Annotated in this window: 13 protein-coding genes and 1 pseudogene; 7 read left to right on the top strand and 7 right to left on the bottom strand. The window is 69.1% G+C overall.

Annotation, left to right across the window (positions count from 1 at the left end):
- Positions 1–176: 176 nt before the first annotated feature.
- The 5 genes and pseudogenes from ACYR7D_RS20725 to ACYR7D_RS20705 all read left to right on the top strand — a co-directional run bounded on the left by ACYR7D_RS20725 (position 177) and on the right by ACYR7D_RS20705 (position 4157).
- A complete protein-coding gene (locus ACYR7D_RS20725) occupies positions 177–1451 on the top strand; it encodes a cytochrome P450 (RefSeq protein ID WP_459546190.1) in 1275 nt (424 codons plus the stop codon).
- A 220-nt stretch (positions 1452–1671) separates the two neighbouring features.
- A complete protein-coding gene (locus ACYR7D_RS20720; protein WP_459546189.1) occupies positions 1672–1818 on the top strand; it encodes a DUF1059 domain-containing protein in 147 nt (48 codons plus the stop codon).
- 114 nt (positions 1819–1932) lie between these two features.
- Positions 1933–2646 (top strand): 3'(2'),5'-bisphosphate nucleotidase CysQ, encoded by a 714-nt coding sequence (locus tag ACYR7D_RS20715; protein WP_459546188.1) that lies wholly within the window; start codon positions 1933–1935, stop codon positions 2644–2646.
- 86 nt (positions 2647–2732) lie between these two features.
- Positions 2733–2873 (top strand): annotated as a pseudogene (locus ACYR7D_RS20710) (SDR family mycofactocin-dependent oxidoreductase); the annotation flags it as partial.
- A 156-nt stretch (positions 2874–3029) separates the two neighbouring features.
- Entirely contained in the window at positions 3030–4157 is a 1128-nt protein-coding gene (locus ACYR7D_RS20705) for an NDMA-dependent alcohol dehydrogenase (RefSeq protein WP_459546187.1), read from the top strand.
- Between the two features lie 19 nt (positions 4158–4176).
- Here the strand turns inward: ACYR7D_RS20705 and ACYR7D_RS20700 are convergent, their stop codons facing one another.
- The gene (locus tag ACYR7D_RS20700; RefSeq protein ID WP_459546186.1) at positions 4177–4635 is read right to left on the bottom strand and encodes a MaoC family dehydratase; all 459 of its coding nucleotides are present in this window, start codon (positions 4633–4635) and stop codon (positions 4177–4179) included.
- A gap of 288 nt (positions 4636–4923) precedes the next feature.
- Here ACYR7D_RS20700 and ACYR7D_RS20695 point away from each other — a divergent pair, with 288 nt between their 5' ends.
- On the top strand, positions 4924–5661 hold the full coding sequence (locus ACYR7D_RS20695) for a sulfite exporter TauE/SafE family protein (RefSeq protein ID WP_459546185.1): 738 nt from the start codon (positions 4924–4926) through the stop codon (positions 5659–5661).
- Positions 5662–5740: 79 nt separating this feature from the next.
- Here ACYR7D_RS20695 and ACYR7D_RS20690 read toward each other — a convergent pair whose 3' ends face one another.
- The 4 genes from ACYR7D_RS20690 to ACYR7D_RS20675 form a co-directional block, all read right to left on the bottom strand.
- Entirely contained in the window at positions 5741–6928 is a 1188-nt protein-coding gene (locus tag ACYR7D_RS20690) for a zinc-dependent alcohol dehydrogenase (protein ID WP_459546184.1), read from the bottom strand.
- Between the two features lie 152 nt (positions 6929–7080).
- Entirely contained in the window at positions 7081–9114 is a 2034-nt protein-coding gene (locus ACYR7D_RS20685) for a TerD family protein (RefSeq protein WP_459546183.1), read from the bottom strand.
- Between the two features lie 334 nt (positions 9115–9448).
- The gene (locus ACYR7D_RS20680; RefSeq protein ID WP_459546182.1) at positions 9449–10519 is read right to left on the bottom strand and encodes a DNA glycosylase AlkZ-like family protein; all 1071 of its coding nucleotides are present in this window, start codon (positions 10517–10519) and stop codon (positions 9449–9451) included.
- A gap of 76 nt (positions 10520–10595) precedes the next feature.
- On the bottom strand, positions 10596–12149 hold the full coding sequence (locus ACYR7D_RS20675; RefSeq protein WP_459546181.1) for an SDR family oxidoreductase: 1554 nt from the start codon (positions 12147–12149) through the stop codon (positions 10596–10598).
- A gap of 96 nt (positions 12150–12245) precedes the next feature.
- Here ACYR7D_RS20675 and ACYR7D_RS20670 point away from each other — a divergent pair, with 96 nt between their 5' ends.
- The gene (locus ACYR7D_RS20670) at positions 12246–16901 is read left to right on the top strand and encodes an HAD-IC family P-type ATPase (RefSeq protein WP_459546180.1); all 4656 of its coding nucleotides are present in this window, start codon (positions 12246–12248) and stop codon (positions 16899–16901) included.
- 144 nt (positions 16902–17045) lie between these two features.
- Here the strand turns inward: ACYR7D_RS20670 and ACYR7D_RS20665 are convergent, their stop codons facing one another.
- Both ACYR7D_RS20665 and ACYR7D_RS20660 read right to left on the bottom strand, forming a co-directional pair.
- Positions 17046–17435, bottom strand: a complete 390-nt coding sequence (locus tag ACYR7D_RS20665; RefSeq protein ID WP_459546179.1) for an ArsR/SmtB family transcription factor — start codon at positions 17433–17435, stop codon at positions 17046–17048.
- The gene (locus ACYR7D_RS20660) at positions 17432–18652 is read right to left on the bottom strand and encodes an MFS transporter (RefSeq protein WP_459546178.1); all 1221 of its coding nucleotides are present in this window, start codon (positions 18650–18652) and stop codon (positions 17432–17434) included. The genes ACYR7D_RS20665 and ACYR7D_RS20660 overlap by 4 nt, the downstream gene beginning before the upstream one ends.
- Positions 18653–18709 lie beyond the last annotated feature (57 nt).

The raw sequence follows: 18709 nt of genomic DNA, 5'->3' as shown, positions 1-18709 counted from the left end.
TACACCACCGGGAGTCCCACCCCAGGACCTGCTACCGCGGATACGGCACCCGTGACCCGATTCGCCGGAAGCGACCATCGGCCACCGCGATGCGCTCTAGAGTGTCACTACCGGCGCGCGCTCGGCGCCGTTGCCCGTCGCGCCGGATCCATGGTCTGCCGAGCTCGGAGACGCTCATGAACCCTGCCGACAGCGCTCCGGCGACAGAGCGCCCCTATCATCGGCTCGATATCTCGGACCCGGCCTTCTGGGCCGCGGATTTCCCCACCCGCGACGAGACCTTCGCCCGCTTACGCGCCGAACCCGGACTCACCTGGCACGCCCCACCACCGGCGGTGTTCCCCCACACCGAGACCGGCTACTGGGCAGTAACCCGGTATCACGATATCGCCCGGATCAGCCGCCACCCCGAGTTGTTCACCTCGACCCGGGGGATCAGCATGGACCCGCTGCCCGTGGAACTACAGCGGCCCACCACCTTCTTCCTCACCATGGACCCACCGCGGCACACCCGGTACCGCCGGTTGATCAGTTCGGCGTTCACCCCGAAGCAGGTGCGGCGCACAGAATTCCAGATCCGCGCCCACGCCGCCGAGATCGTGGACGAGTTCCTCACCGACCTGCGCGACGGAGGCACCACGGACCTGGTCCGCAGCGTTTCCCGGAAACTGCCCATGCGCACCATCTCCGCGATGATCGGTATCGACCGGGCCGACCAGGAAGCGGTCGCCGAAGCGGCCGAGGCGATGTTCGGGTCCAGCGACGCGGAGTACGCGAGTCCCGAGGACCGCGCCGCGTTCTTCACCACCCAGTTCGGGATTCTGCACAACGCCGGTACCGAACTCGCCCAGCGGCGCCGCCGCGCTCCCCGCGACGATCTGATGTCGGCCATCGTGGCCGCCGAGGTGGACGGACACCGGCTCACCGATGAAGAGATCGGTGCGTTCATGGTGTTGCTCGCCTCCGCGGGTAACGACACCACCAAACAGACCATCTCCCACGCCTTCAAGGCCCTGGCCGACCATCCGGCCCAGCGCGAATGGCTGCTCGAGGATTTCGACGGCCGGATCGGCGGCGCCATCGAGGAGTTCATCCGCTGGGCGACGCCGGTGCTGCATTTCGCCCGGCATGCGGTAGAGGACACCGAGATAGCGGGAACCCGGATCCAGGCGGGCGAGAAACTGGTTCTGTTCTACTGTTCGGCCAATCGCGACGAAACCGCCCTCGAGGCACCGCATATCTTCGATATCACCCGGGGACCGAATCCGCACGCCGGCTTCGGCGGTGGTGGCGCCCATTTCTGCCTGGGCGCCTGGCTGGCGAGGTTGCAGTTACGCCTGCTGTTGCAGCAGCTGCTGACCCGCGTACCGGAGGTGGTGCTCGGCGAACCGGAATATGTGCACAGTGATTTCGTCCACGGCATCAAACGCCTGCCGGTTCGACCGGCCTGAGTTCCCCCGAGCACCGCACACCGGCGGCCGCGACGACATACCGGTCGATATCGCCGCCGCACGAGCGGTGGCCGCGACCCGGAACGCCGCGGATTACGCGCCGACGGCCCGGTATCCGGGAAAGCCCTGGATACACCCGGGCACCCCGCCGATGCCGGGCATCGTGGAGCGCGGAGACGTACGCTGACCCCGACCGCTCCACGCAACGAGAGGATTATTGATGAAAACCCGGCTGAACTGCCCCTGCGGAGAACACCTCACCGGCGCCAACGAAGACGAACTGGTCGACAACGTGCGCAAACACCTCACCGAGAACCACCCCGGCCACGACTACACGCGCGACGAAATCCTGTTCATCGCCTACTGATCGCCCGCCGGCGCCCGCACCCGGCGCCCGGTCCTCGGGTGTCGCCGCGCGATACCCGCCCGGTACAGCGTGGTATATGGATCTGGGCGGTACGGACCGCCGGGAAGGACCCCCATGGACGACCACGCGCTCGCCGCGGCACTGGCCGGAGAAGCCGGCGAACTCCTGCTCGGCATCCGCGACCTCGGCGGCAGAGTCGGTGATCAGCGCTCCAACACCTTTCTGCTCGACCGCCTGGCCCGGGAACGCCCGGACGACGCGGTGCTCTCGGAGGAATCGCCGGACGATACCGCCCGCGTCCAACGGTCCCGGGTATGGATCGTCGATCCGCTGGACGGTACCCGCGAATACGGCGAACCGGGGCGCTCGGACTGGGCGGTGCACGTGGCGCTGGCGGTGGACGGGGCGCCCGCCGCCGGGGCCGTGGCACTGCCCGCCGAGGGGCTGGTGCTGCACACCGGCAACCCGCCCACCCCGGCGCCACCGCCGCCGGCCGGTACCGTGCGGGTGGCACTGTCCCGCAGTCGCCCCTCGTTCGAGGTCCGGCAGTTGGTGGCCCGGCTCTCGGCGACCGCGGTACCGATGGGGTCGGCCGGCGCCAAGGCCATGGCGGTGGTGCGCGGGGTCGCCGATATCTACGCGCATTCGGGCGGACAGTACGAATGGGATTCCTGTGCCCCGGTCGCCGTGGCGGCCGCGGCCGGACTCCATGTCTCCCGGATCGACGGAACTCCTTTGCGCTACAACAGCCCCGACCCCTACCTTCCCGATCTGCTGATCTGCCGCCCGGAATTGGCGGAGCTCGCCGTCAAAGCGCTCACTACATAGCGCTTCTCATCTACCCCGCCCCGTCCGCCGCCCGCGTCCGGGTGCGCGCGGGGCTCCGGGCGGCGGAACCCCGTCGACTGCCGGCGGGGATGAACACCCCGCTGCTACCGGAGGGAGTGGCCCAGCCGGAGGACATCCCGGATGCGGTGTGCCGACCGGCCGGGGACGAGTCCCGGTTCGTCACCGCGAGCGGTATCTCGGTCGACCTCGGCTCCGCCCGGTACTGATGGGGCGCGGCGATTCGGGCGGCGCCGGGCCGGTATCGCGGTGATCATCCACCGAACTCCGGGAAAATCTCATATTCTCTTTCCGAGAATATGATTATCGGGCAACCTGGGTACTGCCGCGCACCGCGGCACCGCCACGACGAGTAAGGGAAGCCGATGAAATCCAAGGGCGCATTGATCTGGGATTACGCGCAGCCGTGGTCGGTCGAGGAGATCGAGATCGGCGACCCGCAGCACGGGGAGGTGAAGGTCCGGGTCGAAACCGCCGGGCTGTGTCAGTTCGACCAGCGTCTGGCCAGCGGCGATGTGCCCACCGCGGAATTCCCCATTCTCGGCGGCCACGAGGGCGCCGGGGTGATCGTCGAGGCCGGCGCCGGGGTGGAACAGCTCAGCGTGGGCGATCACGTGGTCTTCTCCTTCATTCCCGCCTGCGGTATATGCCAGTCCTGTCTATCCGGTCACCACAACCTGTGTGATCGAGGGCAGGACCTACTCACCCGCGGTGCCGTTTCCGACGACACCTTCCGCATTCGCGCACGCGGGCACAATGTGCACCCGACTTCGCTGATCGGCGCTTTCGCACCGTATGCGGTGGTCCACAAGAGTTCGGTGGTGAAGATCGACCCGTCGATCCCTTTCGATATCGCCTGCCTCGCCAGCTGCAGCGTCACCACCGGGTACGGCGCCGTGGTGAACACCGCTACCGTCCGCCCCGGCGAGGACGTGGCGGTGATCGGCGCGGGCGCGGTCGGGACGGCCGCCGTACAGGCGGCGGTGATCTCGGGAGCCCGTCGCATCTTCACGGTGGATCCGATCGAGGCCAAACGCGCGCAGGCCGCGAAGTTCGGCGCCACCCACACCTATTCCGATATCGATTCGGCGATCGGCGGTATCTCGGAGGTCACGGGCGGGCAGATGTGCCGGACGGTGATCGTGGCCGTCGGCCGCTGCGACGGCCACGATCTGGCCAAGTGGATGCGCGTCACCGCGAAGGGCGGTACCTGCGTACTCGCCGCCACCGGAGACGCCTCCGATACCAACCCCCGGATGAACCTGTCCGCGCTGACCTTTCAGCAGAAGAGCCTGTGCGGCACCCTGTTCGGCGGCGGAAATCCGCAACTGCTCATCCCGGAGGTACTCGCGCTCTACAAACTCGGTGAACTCGGCCTCGGCGATATGATCACCCGCGAGTATTCCCTCGAACAGATCAACGACGGTGTCACCGACATGCTCGAGGGCCGTAATATTCGCGGGGTCATCCGCTTCACCGATGCCGACCGCTGAAATGTGACCGGCGCACGGATCAGAAGACGACCCGGCTCACCGCCTCCGCGATGAGCGCGGGCTTGGCGCCGCCCTCGGTTTCCACCGTGTGCCGCACCACCAGTTGTAGCGCGCCGTCGGCCACTTCGCGGGCGTCCACCAGAACCGCGGTCGAGCGCACCTTCACACCCACCGGCACCGGACTCGGGAATCGGACCTTGTCGGAACCGTAGTTGATCCCGAGTTTCGCGTTCTCGAAGCCGAAGATCTGTGAACCGAGCAGCGGCAGCAGCGAGAGGGTGAGATAGCCGTGCGCGATCGGCCCGCCGAACGGGCTCTCCCGTTTCGCCCGCTCCGGATCGACGTGGATCCACTGGTGGTCTCCTGTCGCCTCGGCGAAGAGGTCGACCATCTGCTGGGTGACCTCCACCCAGTCGCTCGATCCCAGGGTCTCCCCCACCGCGGCGAGTACCTGCTCCTTGCCGGTGAATGTGCGCACAGTATGCCTCCTTCGGTCCCGTACCACGCGCTGTCGCGATATCGACAACTCTCCCAGGTATTCCGCACTTCGCCGCCGAGTTCAAGCATGAATTGGGACATTGTGGATACAAGTCGCAAATTTGGCACCCGAGGGCGCCACCGCCTCCTCTACAGTTCCCATACCCCGCCCGCGCTCAGCCCCGAACCGTACGGCCGTTATGCTGGCTGATCGCCCCCGGCCCGATCCCGCGCCGCCCGCTACGGCGGCACACCACGTCGGCAGCCGTTCCACCAGGAGACCGCCACGTTGACAGCGCTCACTTTCACCCTCGTCGCGGTCGCGGGATTCCTCGCCGGTCTGGTCGGCTACGTCACCGGTATCGCGTCGCTGATCTCCTACCCCGCACTGCTGGCCGCCGGCCTCTCGCCGGTCTCGGCGAATGTCACCAATACCGTCGCCCTGGTCGCCGTCGGCGCCGGCTCCACAGCGAAGGCGGGCGCGGCGCTCACCGGCAACCGCCGGACACTGGCCCTGCACGCCGCGTGCGCCGCCTTCGGCGGGCTGGGCGGCGCCGCTCTACTCCTGACGACCCCGGCGGAAATCTTCACCGCCGTGGTACCGGTCCTCATCGCCGCCGCGTCCGCGAGCCTGCTGCTCCAGCCGAAACTACGCGCGCTGGCCGGCGGTAGGACCTTCCCGCGCCTGTATCCGCTGGCGACCGCGGTGGTCGGCCTCTACGGCGGTTACTTCGGGGCCGGGGTGGGCGTGATGTTCCTGGCCCTCATCCTGGTGTGCACCTCCGAAACGATGTGGCGGGCCAGCATCCTCAAAAGCGTGCTGACGGGGGTCGCCAACCTCGTCGCCGCGATCGGCTTCGCCGTCTTCGGGCCGGTGCACTGGGCGGCCGCGGCGGCCATGGGCCTCGGTGCCTTCGCCGGCGGCTGGTGCGGCCCGCCGCTCGTGGCCCGGCTGCCCCCGACCGCCGTACGCACAGGCGTGGCCCTCTGCGGCATCGGGCTGGCGGGATACCTGGCCTTCGCCTGAGCCAGCAGCACCGCCCACACACGAGCCTCGGCGGCCAAACTCCCGCAGCCCGCGTTCACAACCTCACGGGGAACTACAGCTAGGCGGCAGGGTCGAGTACGACTTTGACCGCGCCGTCCGCTTTCTCCTGGAACATGCGATACGCATCCGGTGCTTCCGAGAGCGGCACCCGATGGGTGGCGAAGGTATCCACACCCAGCGGATCACTGTCGTCGAGCAGCGGGAGAATGGAATCGGCCCACCGCTTCACATTGGCCTGCCCCATCCGCAACTGGATCTGCTTGTCGAACAGCGTACGCATGGGAACCGGGTCCACCACGCCGCCGTACACACCGACCAGCGATATGGTGCCCCCGCGCCGCACGATATCGATCGCACTGTACAGCGCCGCGAGCCGGTCCACACTCACCGTATCCATGGTGGGCCGGGCCACCTTCGCGGGCAGATACGAGGCCGCTCGCTGAGCTGTCGACGCGAGCGGCGAACCGTGCGCCTCCATACCGACCGCGTCGATCACCGCATCGGTGCCGCGGCCGTCGGTGCGGTCCCGGATCGCCTCACCCACACCGGAGCCCACCGCGCGCAGATCGATGGTCTCGATACCACGCGCCGCCGCCCGCTCCAGCCGTTCCGGCACCAGATCCACACCGATCACACGCAGGCCCCGGTGCTGCGCGATACGCGCCGCCATATCGCCGATCGGGCCGAGACCCAACACGGTCACCGACCCCCCTTCCGGCACAGCGGCGTACTCCACGGCCTGCCAAGCGGTGGGCAGGACATCCGACAGGTACAGATAACGGGTGTCGTCCGGCCCTTCGGGTACCCGGATATGCGTGAAATCGGCGTGCGGGACCCGCAGATATTCCGCCTGTCCACCCGGCACCCGGCCGTACAGTTTCGAATAGCCGAACAGCGCCGCACCGCAGCCCTCGTCCCGCACCTGTGTCGTCTCGCACTGCGTCATGAGACCCTGCCCGCACATCTCGCAGCGGCCGCAGCTGATCTGGAACGGCACCACCACCCGATCCCCGGGCGACAGGTTCGTCACTTCCGGACCGACCTCTTCTACCACGCCGATCGGCTCGTGCCCGAGAATATCGCCGGGCGTCATATACGGCCCGAGCAGCTCATAGAGGTGCAGATCGGAACCGCAGACAGCGGTGGAGGTCACCCGCACGATCGCATCCCGCGGCTCCCGGATCACCGGATCCGGAACCTTTTCGACCGCTACCTTGCGTTTGCCCTGCCAGGTCACCGCCCGCATATCCACTCCTCCGAGTCCGATTGCTCCGGCAGGGCTTCCACTCGCGCAGGCCGCCACCCCGCCGGAGCCGATACGCTCCCCGGCTACCCGGGCCCCCTCCTGGCAAACATGTCCGCAGGCAGGCGTTACGAGGCCCGACGGCGACGCCTCCTCTACTCTCCGACCGACACACCGGCAGAGTCCGGCGGCTGTTCGACAGGTTTCGGAGCGGCGGGCGTCCACTCCCGCAACGGCTGGACCACGGTCCCGTAGAAACTATCGATCGAGGCGGTCACACTGGCGACAAAGCCGGCAGCCGTGCCGGAGCGACGGCTGCCCATGGGAAAGCTCTGCTCCAGTGAAAAGGAGACGATCTCACCCGACCGCCCGCTGGTGAGGACCTTCGGGTTCGCCCGCACGGTGTCGAGATGCTCGCATACTTCGTTGCCGCGCTCGGAGAACACCGCCTCGACCCGCACGGCCCCAGGTGCCTCCGGAAGCTGCCGCAGGAGCCACGACAACCGGCGCGACGCCGTCCCCTCATCCGGGGCCGCAACGGTAGTACGACAGCGGATCTTGTTCGTCCGCACATCCGCGATCACCATGAGATCTCCGGCTGTGTCCGGTATGCGCAGGATCGATTCGAATCCGCCTTCGGCCGCGAGTCGCTCGGCCACCGCCGCGTTGCGGGCCGCCGGATCGGTGCTGTACCGACGTGGCAGGACGTGCTTCACCGTCACCCCGAGCTCGGCTGTCATCCGCAGCGCGAGATGCCGCGACAGCGAGACCCACCGCTCCGCCACGGCCAGCGCTTTCTGATCTCCACCGCGCAGGGTGCCGGCGGTGACGGCATCACGCACAGCGACCCAGTGCCGGCCCATGTCCACGAATTCCACCGCTCCGGACCGGGGATGGGTCAGATACCGTAAGAACTCACCCAGCAGCCAAGCTTGCAGGGAGTCCTCGACCCCACCATGGGCGAGGAGCCGGCGGGCCTCATGCGACACCTCGGCCCATGAGAGGTGCCGCAGTGCGACCTTGGCGAGCTTTCGGCGATCTACGTCGACCGGCAACTCCCCCGCCCCCGCAGGGATATCATTGGACAGGCTGATGACCGCGTCGTACTTCTTCTTGCGCGCCACGTCGAGATAACTTTCCAGCTGTTCCCGGCGGAGTTTGCCGTTCCCGGTCTTGACCTCCAGGAGACCGGTCCACAGTTTGCTCCCCCGCGCGACGCGCAACACCGCGTCGGGGATCACCTTGCCGTCCCCGCGCTCGTATTGAACCTCGAAATAACCTTCGAAGGCGCCGGCAGGGGCACCCATCCGCGCGCACAGCGCCCGCGCGAAGGGGCGCACCGCTTGCATGGTCGCCACCAGCGCCGAGGTCGCGCGGCGCTCCTGTTCGTCACCAGCACCGATACCCGCCACCGAGAACAATCGCGCCGGCTGCCAGGCATCGCTCTCGGCCAGGACGAACTCGACCGGCTTGCTCTTGCGTGCTGCCCGCTTCGCTGTACGGACACCGCGGGACGTCGAGGACTCCGGGCGCGGATCCGGGCCGTCGGGTCGCTCGTCGCTCCTGGCGCGGACGCCGATCACGGTCACAGGAGCCGGAGCGGCCTCCTCCGTGAGGGCGATATCGCCTTGCGCACCTATGAGTTCGTCATGGCGCTCATCCTCCTCGATCACAACTCCGAAATCTGTGGCGAGACCCGCCAGTCCGGTGTCCCAACCCTGCCCCACCGCACGCACCTTCCAGATTCCGGCCCGGCGGTATACCTCACCGAATACGAACGCCGATTCCGTGACGGCATCGGCAGTCAGGTATTCGGCGAGGACGCGGCCCGCCGCGTCGACCACGCGAAAGGCGAGTTTGCCCAGGCCACCGAAATTTCCGGTGGTGAGGCTGCCTGCCAGCGCGAGTGTGCAGACTTCATCAGGTATTGCTGAGAGATCGAGAGCGAGCCGGGCCTGCGCCCCCTCCTCGGTGACGCTGACGCCGAGGAAGCGCACGGCACCGTCGAGCGCTTCCGGCTGGTTGTAGAACACGAAATCCGCGTCCGCGCGCACTTTCCCGGTGGCGTCCAGGAGCAGCGCTGATGCGTCGACCTCCACCTCCGATTCGCTCCAGCCCAGCACCACATCAATCTGCACGGCATCCCCGGGCAGCGGCATATTCTGCCCCTTGGACAGCATCGGAGACATTCGAATCCCCACCTCGATCCACAGTTGAACGTGTTATGTGTCACACACGGATCGAAGGAAGCGGGCGCATCGTTACGCGACGAGTACCCGAAAAGCTAGGTTGCACATAATTTTTCACTGATCAAAGGCAGGAAGCGGCGGCGGCACGGTGGGCCCTTCTCATCCCGACAAGCACGCCACCCAATCCACGGCCCAGCGAACTCGGAACGAGAACCGAGGCAGGGCATACCCCTGATGAGCGAATTACCCAAGAGCACCGGCCCCGTGCTGCGCTCCGCTGTCCCGCACGGGAAACCGCGAGCCGATACCTTCGTCTGCAGGGCTTTCACATGCCCTATTTCTCGGCGAGGAAATCCCGCAGGCGGCCGATCTCGGTGTCGAGTGCGGTGGCGAAGGCTTTCCCTTTCGGTGCGCCGTCCACGAAACCCACTTCTACTTCGCTGTCCCGGCCGGCGCAGGTGGCCCAGCCGATCACTCGGTCACGCCACAGCACGGGCATCGCGTAGTACCCGCGAATCCGCTTCGCCACCGGGGTGTAGGCCTCGAATCGATAGTCCCAGCCCCAGATCCGGCCGAACCGCTGCCGGTCCCAGACCAGCGGATCGAAGGGGGCGAGGAAACGCACCCGTGCCGGCGGAGTCCGGTCGGTGGGGGTCAGGTCGGCGGGCCACAGATAGCGGATACCGTCGACCCTGACGGCGGACAGTTCACCGGTGTCCAGGAGCTCCCGCAGCGTGGCCGATCCGGTCGCTCCGCCGAGGGGACGCACCGCGCGGTTCACCGTCGCGGCGAGCGTGGATTCGGTGGCGGGGGCGAGAGTGCGGGCGATACGCAGCGCCAGTTCACGCCGGCGCGCCCGCGGCTCGAGGACGAGATCCGGTTGCGGCGCCACCTCGTAGCGCCGGATACCGGACACCCGGTCGGCTACCCGCAGGAGGCCGTACCGGTGCAGTTCCTCGAGAGCCACCGTCGTCGCCGACGAGGTTCCACCCCAGGCGTTGACCACACCGCGGTGCCCGAAATGTGCCTGGAGATCCCGTGGATGCACCACACCGCGTTCCCGGACGAACTCCAGGATTTCGGCCGAGCGCGCGTCGTGCGGGAATGCGCCGTCCCTCCCGCGTGGATGGCGCCGGGGATGCAGTACCGCCCGTAACCGGGGAACGGTGTAACCGTAGGCGTAGAGCACGTCCTCGTCGATGCCGAGAGCGCGGTAGTTCCGGTCGAGATCACCCACGCGATAACCCCGGACCCGGTGCCGCAGGATCAGATCCTGGGCCCGGGCCGGATGACGGATCGGATCGGCCTGCACGAATTCCATCTCGGCGAGGGCCTCGGGCAACGACAGCGGAGTCCGCGGCAGCGACCAGGCCACCGCGTGGGAACGTAACCATGCCAACGACATGCCGGCGAGCGTAGCGGCGGTATCCGACCCGTTACGACGGCCGTGTCACCCGGCGGGGCCGCCCGGGGCAGAGTCCTCACCGGCCGCGCGCAGGAGAATCCCGGCCGGCCACGTTCCGTCCTCGCAGCCGCCACACCCGGTCCAGTACACCACCGGGCCGGGCCCCCGGGTCCGGGCCGCCGGCCGCCTCCGCGGCGCCCGTGATGTTACGTGTCATACCCCCGAAGATCACGGCGTGGAAGGGCGCGATCGATTTCCAGTACAGGTGACCGGCCAGCCCGCGCGGCTCGAATACGGCCCGCTGCCGATAGACCGCCCCCGGCTCGGAATCCGCGGAGCGAACACCCAATTCGAGCCAGGCCCGCCCCGGCACTCGCATCTCCGCGCGCAGACGCAACAGGGACGGCCGTTCTATACGCTCCACCCGCCACCAGTCCAGCGCCTCCCCTTCGTGTAATCGGTGCGGATCACGGCGGCCGCGGCGCAGCCCGGCCCCGCCGGCCAGCCGGTCCAGCCACCCGCGCAGCGACCAGGCCAGCGGGAAGGAGTACCAGCCGTGTTCCCCACCGATCGCTTCGATCACCGACCACAACGCCGCCGGATCGGCTGTGGTCCGCCGTTCCCGGACATCCTGATACAGGGAGCCACCGGACCATTCCGGGTCCGTCGGCAGCGGCTCGGACGGTTCGGGCCCCGCGTCCGACCAGCGGGTCGGTACATCCAGGTCCCGGATCCGGGTGAGGGCCAGTTCCACCGCACGCCGGTAACCGGTGAGCCCCTGGGGCGGGTCGGGTACATGGTCGGCGATGGTGTGCTCACCGCACACCACATCGTGCACCAGCGATTCCATCAGCGGTACCGCGATCGCCTTCGGTACCGGGGTCACCAGGTTGATCCACTGGGCCGACAGCCAGGGGGTGAGTACCGGTACCGGCACGATCACCCGGCGCGGGAGCCCGGCCACCTCCGCATAGACACGCATCATCTCCTCATAGGTGAGGACATCCGGACCGCCGATATCGAACGCGCCGTTCACCGTGCCGGGTACACCGGCCGCACGGGTGAGGTAGTAGAGCACATCGCGGACCGCTATGGGTTGGATACGTGAACGGACCCAGCGCGGGGTGACCATCACCGGTAGCCGCTCGGTGAGGTAGCGCAACATCTCGAAACTGGCCGAACCGGAACCGATCACCACCGCGGCCTGCAGCACGATCGCCGGGACGGCGCCGTCGAGCAGGATACGGCCCACTTCGGCACGCGAGGACAGGTGCCGCGACAGTGCTACACCGGCCGGATTCGTGCCGCCGAGATAGACCACGCGCTCCACCCCGGCCGACGCCGCGGCGTGGGCGACGAGGGACGCGGCACGCCGGTCCACCTCGTCGAAATCGGACCGGGTCAGGGAGTGGACCAGGTAGTACAGGACCTCCTGCCCGGCCAGCGCCCGCCGTAGATCCTCCGCCACGGTCACATCGCCGCGCACGATATCCACCTGGTCCCGCCACGGGGCATCGGCGAGTTTCCCGGGTGTACGCGCGAGCACCCGCACCGTATGACCGGCGCGTAGCAGCTCCGGCACCAGCCGCCCACCGAGGTAACCGGTGGCTCCGAATACGACACAACGCATGAGACGACTCCTCACCTCGGTGCTGCTCGGTCACCGCCGTCCCCGAACGGTCGCCGGGAGCGTTTGCACCGGCATACGCGGGGTAGATGCCCCAGTATGGCCCCCTCTGCGCGCAACATGCTGTCTCCACGCTGGTGGATCACCACCCCCGCCTCCGCCGTCACCTCGGTGGCACGCACCGGAGCACAGCGCGCCGTGGAAGCGGGGCTCGAGGTGGTCGAAACGCCGTTACGCACCGTCGAGAAAGCCGCCGGGATGGTGTCCGCCGGCGTCGCGCCCCTGGCCCCGAGCCGGGTCAACCGGTTGCGCGACGACCTCACCGCGCTGCTCGACCCGCGGGACCGGCGCGCGCAGCGCCGGGTCACCGTCTGCGAGGACCGGGCGACCATCGAGATCCAGGGTCTGGACAACGGCCACGGCTCGGCCGTCACCCGCGCGCTGGATCAGCATCTGAGCCGGCTGCGCGGCGTGGAATGGTGGCGGGTCAATGCCGTGACCGGACGTATCGTCACGGCGCTGTCCACCGGCGCGGACCTCGACGAACTGCTGGCCGTGGTGGAAGAGGTCGAGCAGGAATCCCATGTTGCCGACGAGGGCTGGAGCCGGGCCGCCGAATTCCCCGCCGACCGGGAGCCGGTGCTGGCCGCGGCCATCGAGGTCGCGGGAGATATCTGCGCCATCGCGATCTCCGCGGCGGGCACGGTGCTGCCGATGCGCGGCCTGATGCGCGGGGTACGGGCGGTGGCGGCGTTCACCGACGCCCAGCCGCGGCTGCGCGGGCATCTGGAGGAAAGGCTCGGCAACACCCGCACCGACCTCCTCCTGGCCATCGCCAACGCCGCGGGCACGGCACTCGGCGAGGGCGCGACGGGCGGGGTGACGAACCTGCTCGCCGATACCGTACAGCGCGGGTTCGCGCTCACCGAGGCCGTGGCCCGCCACGCGCAGTGGCGGGAATGGGAGACCGATATCGTCGATGCCGACCATTTCGGAGTCGCCGAACCGCTACCGCCCTACCGGCGGCCCATCGATATGCCGCAGGGCCCGGTGGAACGGGTCGCCGACGAGATGGCGGCCGCCTCGCTCGCGGGGGCCGCCATGCTGGCCGGTGTCGGCCGGACCACCGATGTGCCGGATGCGCTGATGCTGGGTGCTCCCAAGGCCGCCCGGGCCGGTCGCGAGGTCTTCGCCGCCACGGTATCGACCGCGCTGGCCGGTGCGGGTGTGCTGACCCTGCATCCGGCGGCGTGGCGACGCCTGGATCGCCTGACGGCCCTCGTCGCCGACGGCGACGCCCTCGTCATCTCCCGGCGGATCGTCCTCGATGCCGAATCCGACCATGAGGACTGGCCGGTCTCCCGGATCTGGAGCACCGCCCAGCGACTGCTGTGGGACAGCAACGACAGCGGCGGCAGCGCCGAAGGCAACGGCCAACCCATCCGGCTGGTACGCCCGAACTCCGGCGCCCCGGACCGCGGCGCCACCAGCCGGCCGGTCTGGCGCGAACTACGCCACGGCGATCGGGTCCTGGGCCGGGTGCTGGTCGGCCGGGAACTGGACCCGCGGGCGCAGGAGGTGCTCAACACCGCGCGCCGGGCGGGACTACGTGTCGTCTTGGCCGCGCATCGGGATGCGAACGAACTGCGCGGTCTCGCCGATGAATTCGTTTCCGCCCGCAATTCGATCAGTGCGCATGTGCAGCGGCTACAGCAGGACGGGCATACGGTCGCCGTACTCAGCAGCTGCGCGCACAAGGCACTCGACCACGCCGATGTGGCCATCGGCCTGATCGGCTGCGCAACCGAGGCCTCCCCGGTTCCCTGGTCGGCCGATATCCTGTGCCGCGATCTCGGACAGGTCCAGCAGACACTGGCCGCGGTGGAACCCGCCCGGCAGGTCAGCGAACGCGGCCGCACCCTGGCGCTGTCGGCGTGCAGTCTCACCGGTCTGCTCTTGGCCGCCGCCCCGGCCGCCCGCTCCCGGACCGCGCCGATGATCGCCGCCAACTTCGCCGGCCTGTTCAGCGGCGCGATGACCGGTTTCCGCGCGGTCCGCGGCGGAATCCCGGACACACCGGCGCCCCTGCTGCCCTGGCATGCCCTGGAACCGGACGAGGTACTGGCTCGGCTCCCGGAACCGGAACATCCGGACGACCGGATCACCGCGCAGCCGGAGGCCCGCGGCGTGCTGGCGAGCCGGATGGCACCGTTGACGGCCTACCTGGGGCATATGCGCCGGGAACTCGCCGATCCGCTGACTCCGGTCCTCGGCGTCGGGGCCGCCGCCACCGCTATTCTCGGCTCCCCCTCCGACGCGGTGCTGCTGTCGTCGGTGCTCACGGTCAACGCGATGATCTCCGCGCGTCAGCGCCAGGCCGCGGAGAACGAACTGCACGAACTCATCGAGGGTGAGCGGCTGACCGGCCGTATCGTCCTCCGGGCCGATATCGAGGCCGAGGATCCCCCGGTGGTCTCTGTTCCCGCCGACCGGTTGGCGGTCGGCGACGTGTTCACCGTACGGGCCGGCGAGGTCGTGCCCGCGGATGCCCGGCTGCTGCGCGCCGATGATCTGGAAATGGACGAATCCGGGCTCACCGGCGAATCGGTGACGGTGCCCAAGCGCGTCGAGGCCACTCCGGGCGCGGCGCTGGGCGACCGGGCCTGTCTCGTCTTCGAGGGGACCACGGTGGTGAGCGGAGAGGCGCTGGCGGTTGTGGTCGCGGTGGGCGCCGACACCCAGGCAGGGCGGGCGACCGCGGGGGCGTTGCCGCCGGACAAGGGCGGCGTGCAGGCGCAACTGCGGGCGCTGACCGACCGGGCGTTACCGCTGACCCTGTCCGGCGGCGCGATCGTCACCGCTCTCGGCGGATTGCGCGGGCGCACCCTGCGGGCGGCGATCGCCGACGGTGTGGGTGTCGCCGTGGCCGCGGTCCCCGAGGGGTTGCCGCTGGTCGCCACCGTGGCGCAGCTCGCCGCGGCCCGGCGGTTGTCCCGCTACGGCGTCCTCGTACGCGCCAATCGCGCGGTGGAGGCCCTCGGCCGAGTCGATACGTTGTGCTTCGACAAAACCGGGACCCTCACGGAGGGCCGGTTACGCCTGACCGCTCTCGCCGATATCGACGAACAGTGGTCGCCCGATGCCGATACCGAGGACGTCCGGCGGTTGCTGCGGGCCGCCGCGCGGGCGTGCCCCGACCCCGAGGACGGACCGGTCCTGCACGCCACCGACCGGGCCGTACTCGACGCCGCCGAGGAGACGCTGGGTTCGGACACCCGGCAGTGGGACCCCATCGACGAGATACCGTTCGAATCCAACCGGGGATACGCGGCGACCTTCGGACAGACCGCCCACCGGTTGCGGCTGGTGGTCAAAGGCGCGCCGGAGGTGGTACTGCCGCGCTGCACCCGAGTGCGCAAGGGGGCGAAATCCGATGCGCAACTGACGCCCCGGCTGCGTGAACGCGCCGACGCGATGGTGCGTGATCTCGCGGAGCAGGGCCTGCGCGTTCTGGTGGTCGCCCGGCGTGATCTCAGCGACCATCCCGGCGATGTGGAGGATGCGGTCGAAAAGCTCACGCTGCTCGGCTTCCTCGGTATCGCCGATACGCCGCGTCCGCAAACCCCCTATCTGGTCCGCGCTCTCGAGGAGAACGGGGTGGTCGTCCGGATGATCACCGGCGACCATCCGGTCACCGCGGCGGCGGTGGCCCGGCAACTCGGTATCACCGTGGATACCGTCACCACCGGAGCCGATCTCGACGCTCTCGACGACACCGGGCAGACCGAGCTGATCGAGCGCAGTACCGTTTTCGCCCGAGTGGATCCCGAGCAGAAGGTGCGTATCGTCGCCGCCCTGCGACGCACCGGCCACGTGGTGGGCATGACCGGTGACGGCAGCAACGACGCCGCCGCCATCCGCACCGCCGATATCGGAATCGGTATCGCGGCCCACGGATCGGCTGCCGCCCGTAACGCGGCCGATCTGGTGCTCACCGAACCGGACCCGCGCGCGCTGCTGCATGCGCTGGTCGAGGGCCGCAGTATGTGGCAGCGGGTGGCGGACGCGGTGGCGGTACTGGTGGGTGGTAATGCCGGCGAGGTGGCTTTCACCCTGTTCGGTACCGCTGTCGGGGGCCGCGCCCCGCTCGGGACCCGGCAGTTCCTGCTGGTCAATCTGCTGACCGATATGTTCCCGGCGCTGGCGCTGGCCCTGGCGGGTGACCAGGAGCAAACCGATCCCGAGGACGACTGGGTGGAGCAACGCGCCCGCCAGCTCGCCGATATCCCGCCGGCCCATCTGGGCGCCGACCTGGTGCGCACCATCGCGGTCCGTGGGATCGCCACGGCCACCGGCGCCTCGGTGGCGTGGATGGCCGGTCGTTACACCGGGACGCAACGCCGCGCCGACACCATCGGACTGGTGGCCCTCATCGGCACCCAGCTCGGCCAGACACTGGTCGCCGGTTACCGCAGTCCGCTGGTCTGGCTCACCACCGCCGCCAGTGGTGCGGTCCTCGGCGTGGTGGTGATGACCCCGGGTGTCGGTACGTATTTCGGCTGCACTCCGCTGGGACCGGTCGGCTGGACGCTGGCGACTGCTTCCGCGGCTGCCGCCACCGCGGGTTCGACGCTGTTGCCGCGGCTACTGCCCGCGGTGGAAACCGACGGGACCGCGGCCGGGGAGTTGGCAGCGGTGCCGGATACCGGTGCGCAGGCCGAAGAAGGCGGCACGGAGACCGCGGCGGAAGCGTGACCGCGAGATCCGCCTCTGTTCCGCGGATGTGGCGGACCGAGGCGGATCCGGGTCCGGGCGCGCCGGGGCGAGAACATGGTCTCGGCGCGCCGCTGCCGCCACGTATCGTTCGCCGGGGCCGGGACATATCTCCGCGATCGGAACCTATTCGTGGGGCGGTTCCCCGGTGATGATGTGGTCGGCATGGTTGAGGCCCTCCTGGACGAGCCGGGCGAGGTGGCCGCCGCGCAGACGGTAGATGACGCGGCGCCCTTCTTTGCGGGTGTCCACGAGACCGGTGAAACGGAGTTTGGCCAGATGCTGGCTGACGGCGGTGCGGGAGGCCCCGGAGGCTTCGGTGAGGGCGGTGACATCGGCTTCGCCGTGGGTGAGCAGCCACAGGAGATGCAATCGGGTGGGGTCGGACAGCATCTGGAACATGGCGGTGGCGGCACCGAGGTGCGCCGGGTCGGGTGAGACCGGATGGGTGAGGCTGGCAGGGGTCCGTGCCGGACGCCGCGCCGGGTGGTCGGCCATGAGTGTCACCACTTTCATCGCGCTGCCACCGCGGCGGGCTCGCTGGCGGGCCACAGCCGCGTGGCGGTGATTGCTGCGAGTGTAGCGATCACCGTCGAGACGGCGGCGGAGATACCGTGACCCGCGGCGGGACCGAGCCAGCCGGCCACCGGGTAGGTGAGCAGGAATGCCGCGTGCGACAGGGAGAAATGGGCGGTGAACACCGCGGTCCGCTCCTGCGGCTGGGTCCGGTAGCGCAGGAGCCGCGCGGAAGGGGTGACGATCGATGAGGTACCCGCGCCGAGCACACTCCACAGCAGCAGGAGCGCCACCAGGCCGAGGGGCGGCCCCACCACGAGCAGCACGGTGGTGGCGGCCAGTCCGGCCACGGTCAGCACGGCCCCGGCCAGCATCACCGCACGATCGGGTAGCCCGGCCAGCAGCCGCGGCATCAGCAGCGCGATCAGCATCGATCCGGCGCCGTAGCAGCCCAGTGCCACCGCGACACCGGTATCGGTTCCGGCGAACAGATCGCGCACGTAGACCACGGTGTTCACCAGTACGAGCGCGGTCGCGGCCGCTACGACGACATCCAAGGCCAGCAACCCGCGCAACACCGGCTGTGCGGATATCAGGCGGGTACCCCGCACGATCCGGGCGGTCAGCGGTGCGGCGGGCCGGGGGTCCGGTGTGGGCAGTGGGGTCGTCACCACCAGATACCCGGAGAGGAGGAACCCGGCGACCGTTCCGGTGAACAACGCGTGGTAGTCGAGCACGATCAGCGCGAGGGCGGCCAGCAGCGGTGACACCACCGCTTCCAGGTCGTAGGCCAGCCGGGACAGCGACAGCGCCTCCGTATAGTCGCGCTCACGGGGCAACACCTGCGGGATCACCGCCTGGAACGCGGGGGTGAAGGTGGCCGAGGCGGCTTGCAGCACGAAGATCAGCGCATAGATCTGCCATACCTGGTCCACGAACGGAAGAGCCGCCGCCACCACCGCTCGCACCGCGTCGGCGGTCACCAGTACGGCGCGCCGCGGCAGATGGCCGGTCACCGCCGCGATCACCGGGGCCACCACCACGTAGGCCACCATTTTGATCGCCAGCGCCGTGCCCAGTACCTCCCCCGCCGCCCCACCGGCCAGATCGTAGGCGAGCAGGCCCAGCGCGACGGTCAACAGGCCGGTCCCTACCAGCGCGACCACCTGAGCGCCGAACAATCGTCCGAACACCCTGTCCTGTAATACGTGCAGCAAGGTCTGTGCTCCTTGTCCGGCCTTCCCAAATCTACATCATGTGCGCAAGTGCGCACC

It is taken from the genome of Nocardia sp. X0981 (genome assembly GCF_977089955.1).
This window is presented reverse-complemented; position numbering and strand designations above follow the sequence as displayed.

Bases quoted from the DNA above. Each gene is read 5' to 3' on its own strand.
- ACYR7D_RS20725 (WP_459546190.1), top strand. From the start codon at position 177: ATGAACCCTGCCGACAGCGCTCCGGCGACAGAGCGCCCCTATCATCGG.
- ACYR7D_RS20720 (WP_459546189.1), top strand. From the start codon at position 1,672: ATGAAAACCCGGCTGAACTGCCCCTGCGGAGAACACCTCACCGGCGCC.
- ACYR7D_RS20715 (WP_459546188.1), top strand. From the start codon at position 1,933: ATGGACGACCACGCGCTCGCCGCGGCACTGGCCGGAGAAGCCGGCGAA.
- ACYR7D_RS20705 (WP_459546187.1), top strand. From the start codon at position 3,030: ATGAAATCCAAGGGCGCATTGATCTGGGATTACGCGCAGCCGTGGTCG.
- ACYR7D_RS20690 (WP_459546184.1), bottom strand. From the start codon at position 6,928: ATGCGGGCGGTGACCTGGCAGGGCAAACGCAAGGTAGCGGTCGAAAAG.
- ACYR7D_RS20685 (WP_459546183.1), bottom strand. From the start codon at position 9,114: ATGTCTCCGATGCTGTCCAAGGGGCAGAATATGCCGCTGCCCGGGGAT.
- ACYR7D_RS20680 (WP_459546182.1), bottom strand. From the start codon at position 10,519: ATGTCGTTGGCATGGTTACGTTCCCACGCGGTGGCCTGGTCGCTGCCG.
- ACYR7D_RS20675 (WP_459546181.1), bottom strand. From the start codon at position 12,149: ATGCGTTGTGTCGTATTCGGAGCCACCGGTTACCTCGGTGGGCGGCTG.
- ACYR7D_RS20670 (WP_459546180.1), top strand. From the start codon at position 12,246: ATGGCCCCCTCTGCGCGCAACATGCTGTCTCCACGCTGGTGGATCACC.
- ACYR7D_RS20665 (WP_459546179.1), bottom strand. From the start codon at position 17,435: ATGAAAGTGGTGACACTCATGGCCGACCACCCGGCGCGGCGTCCGGCA.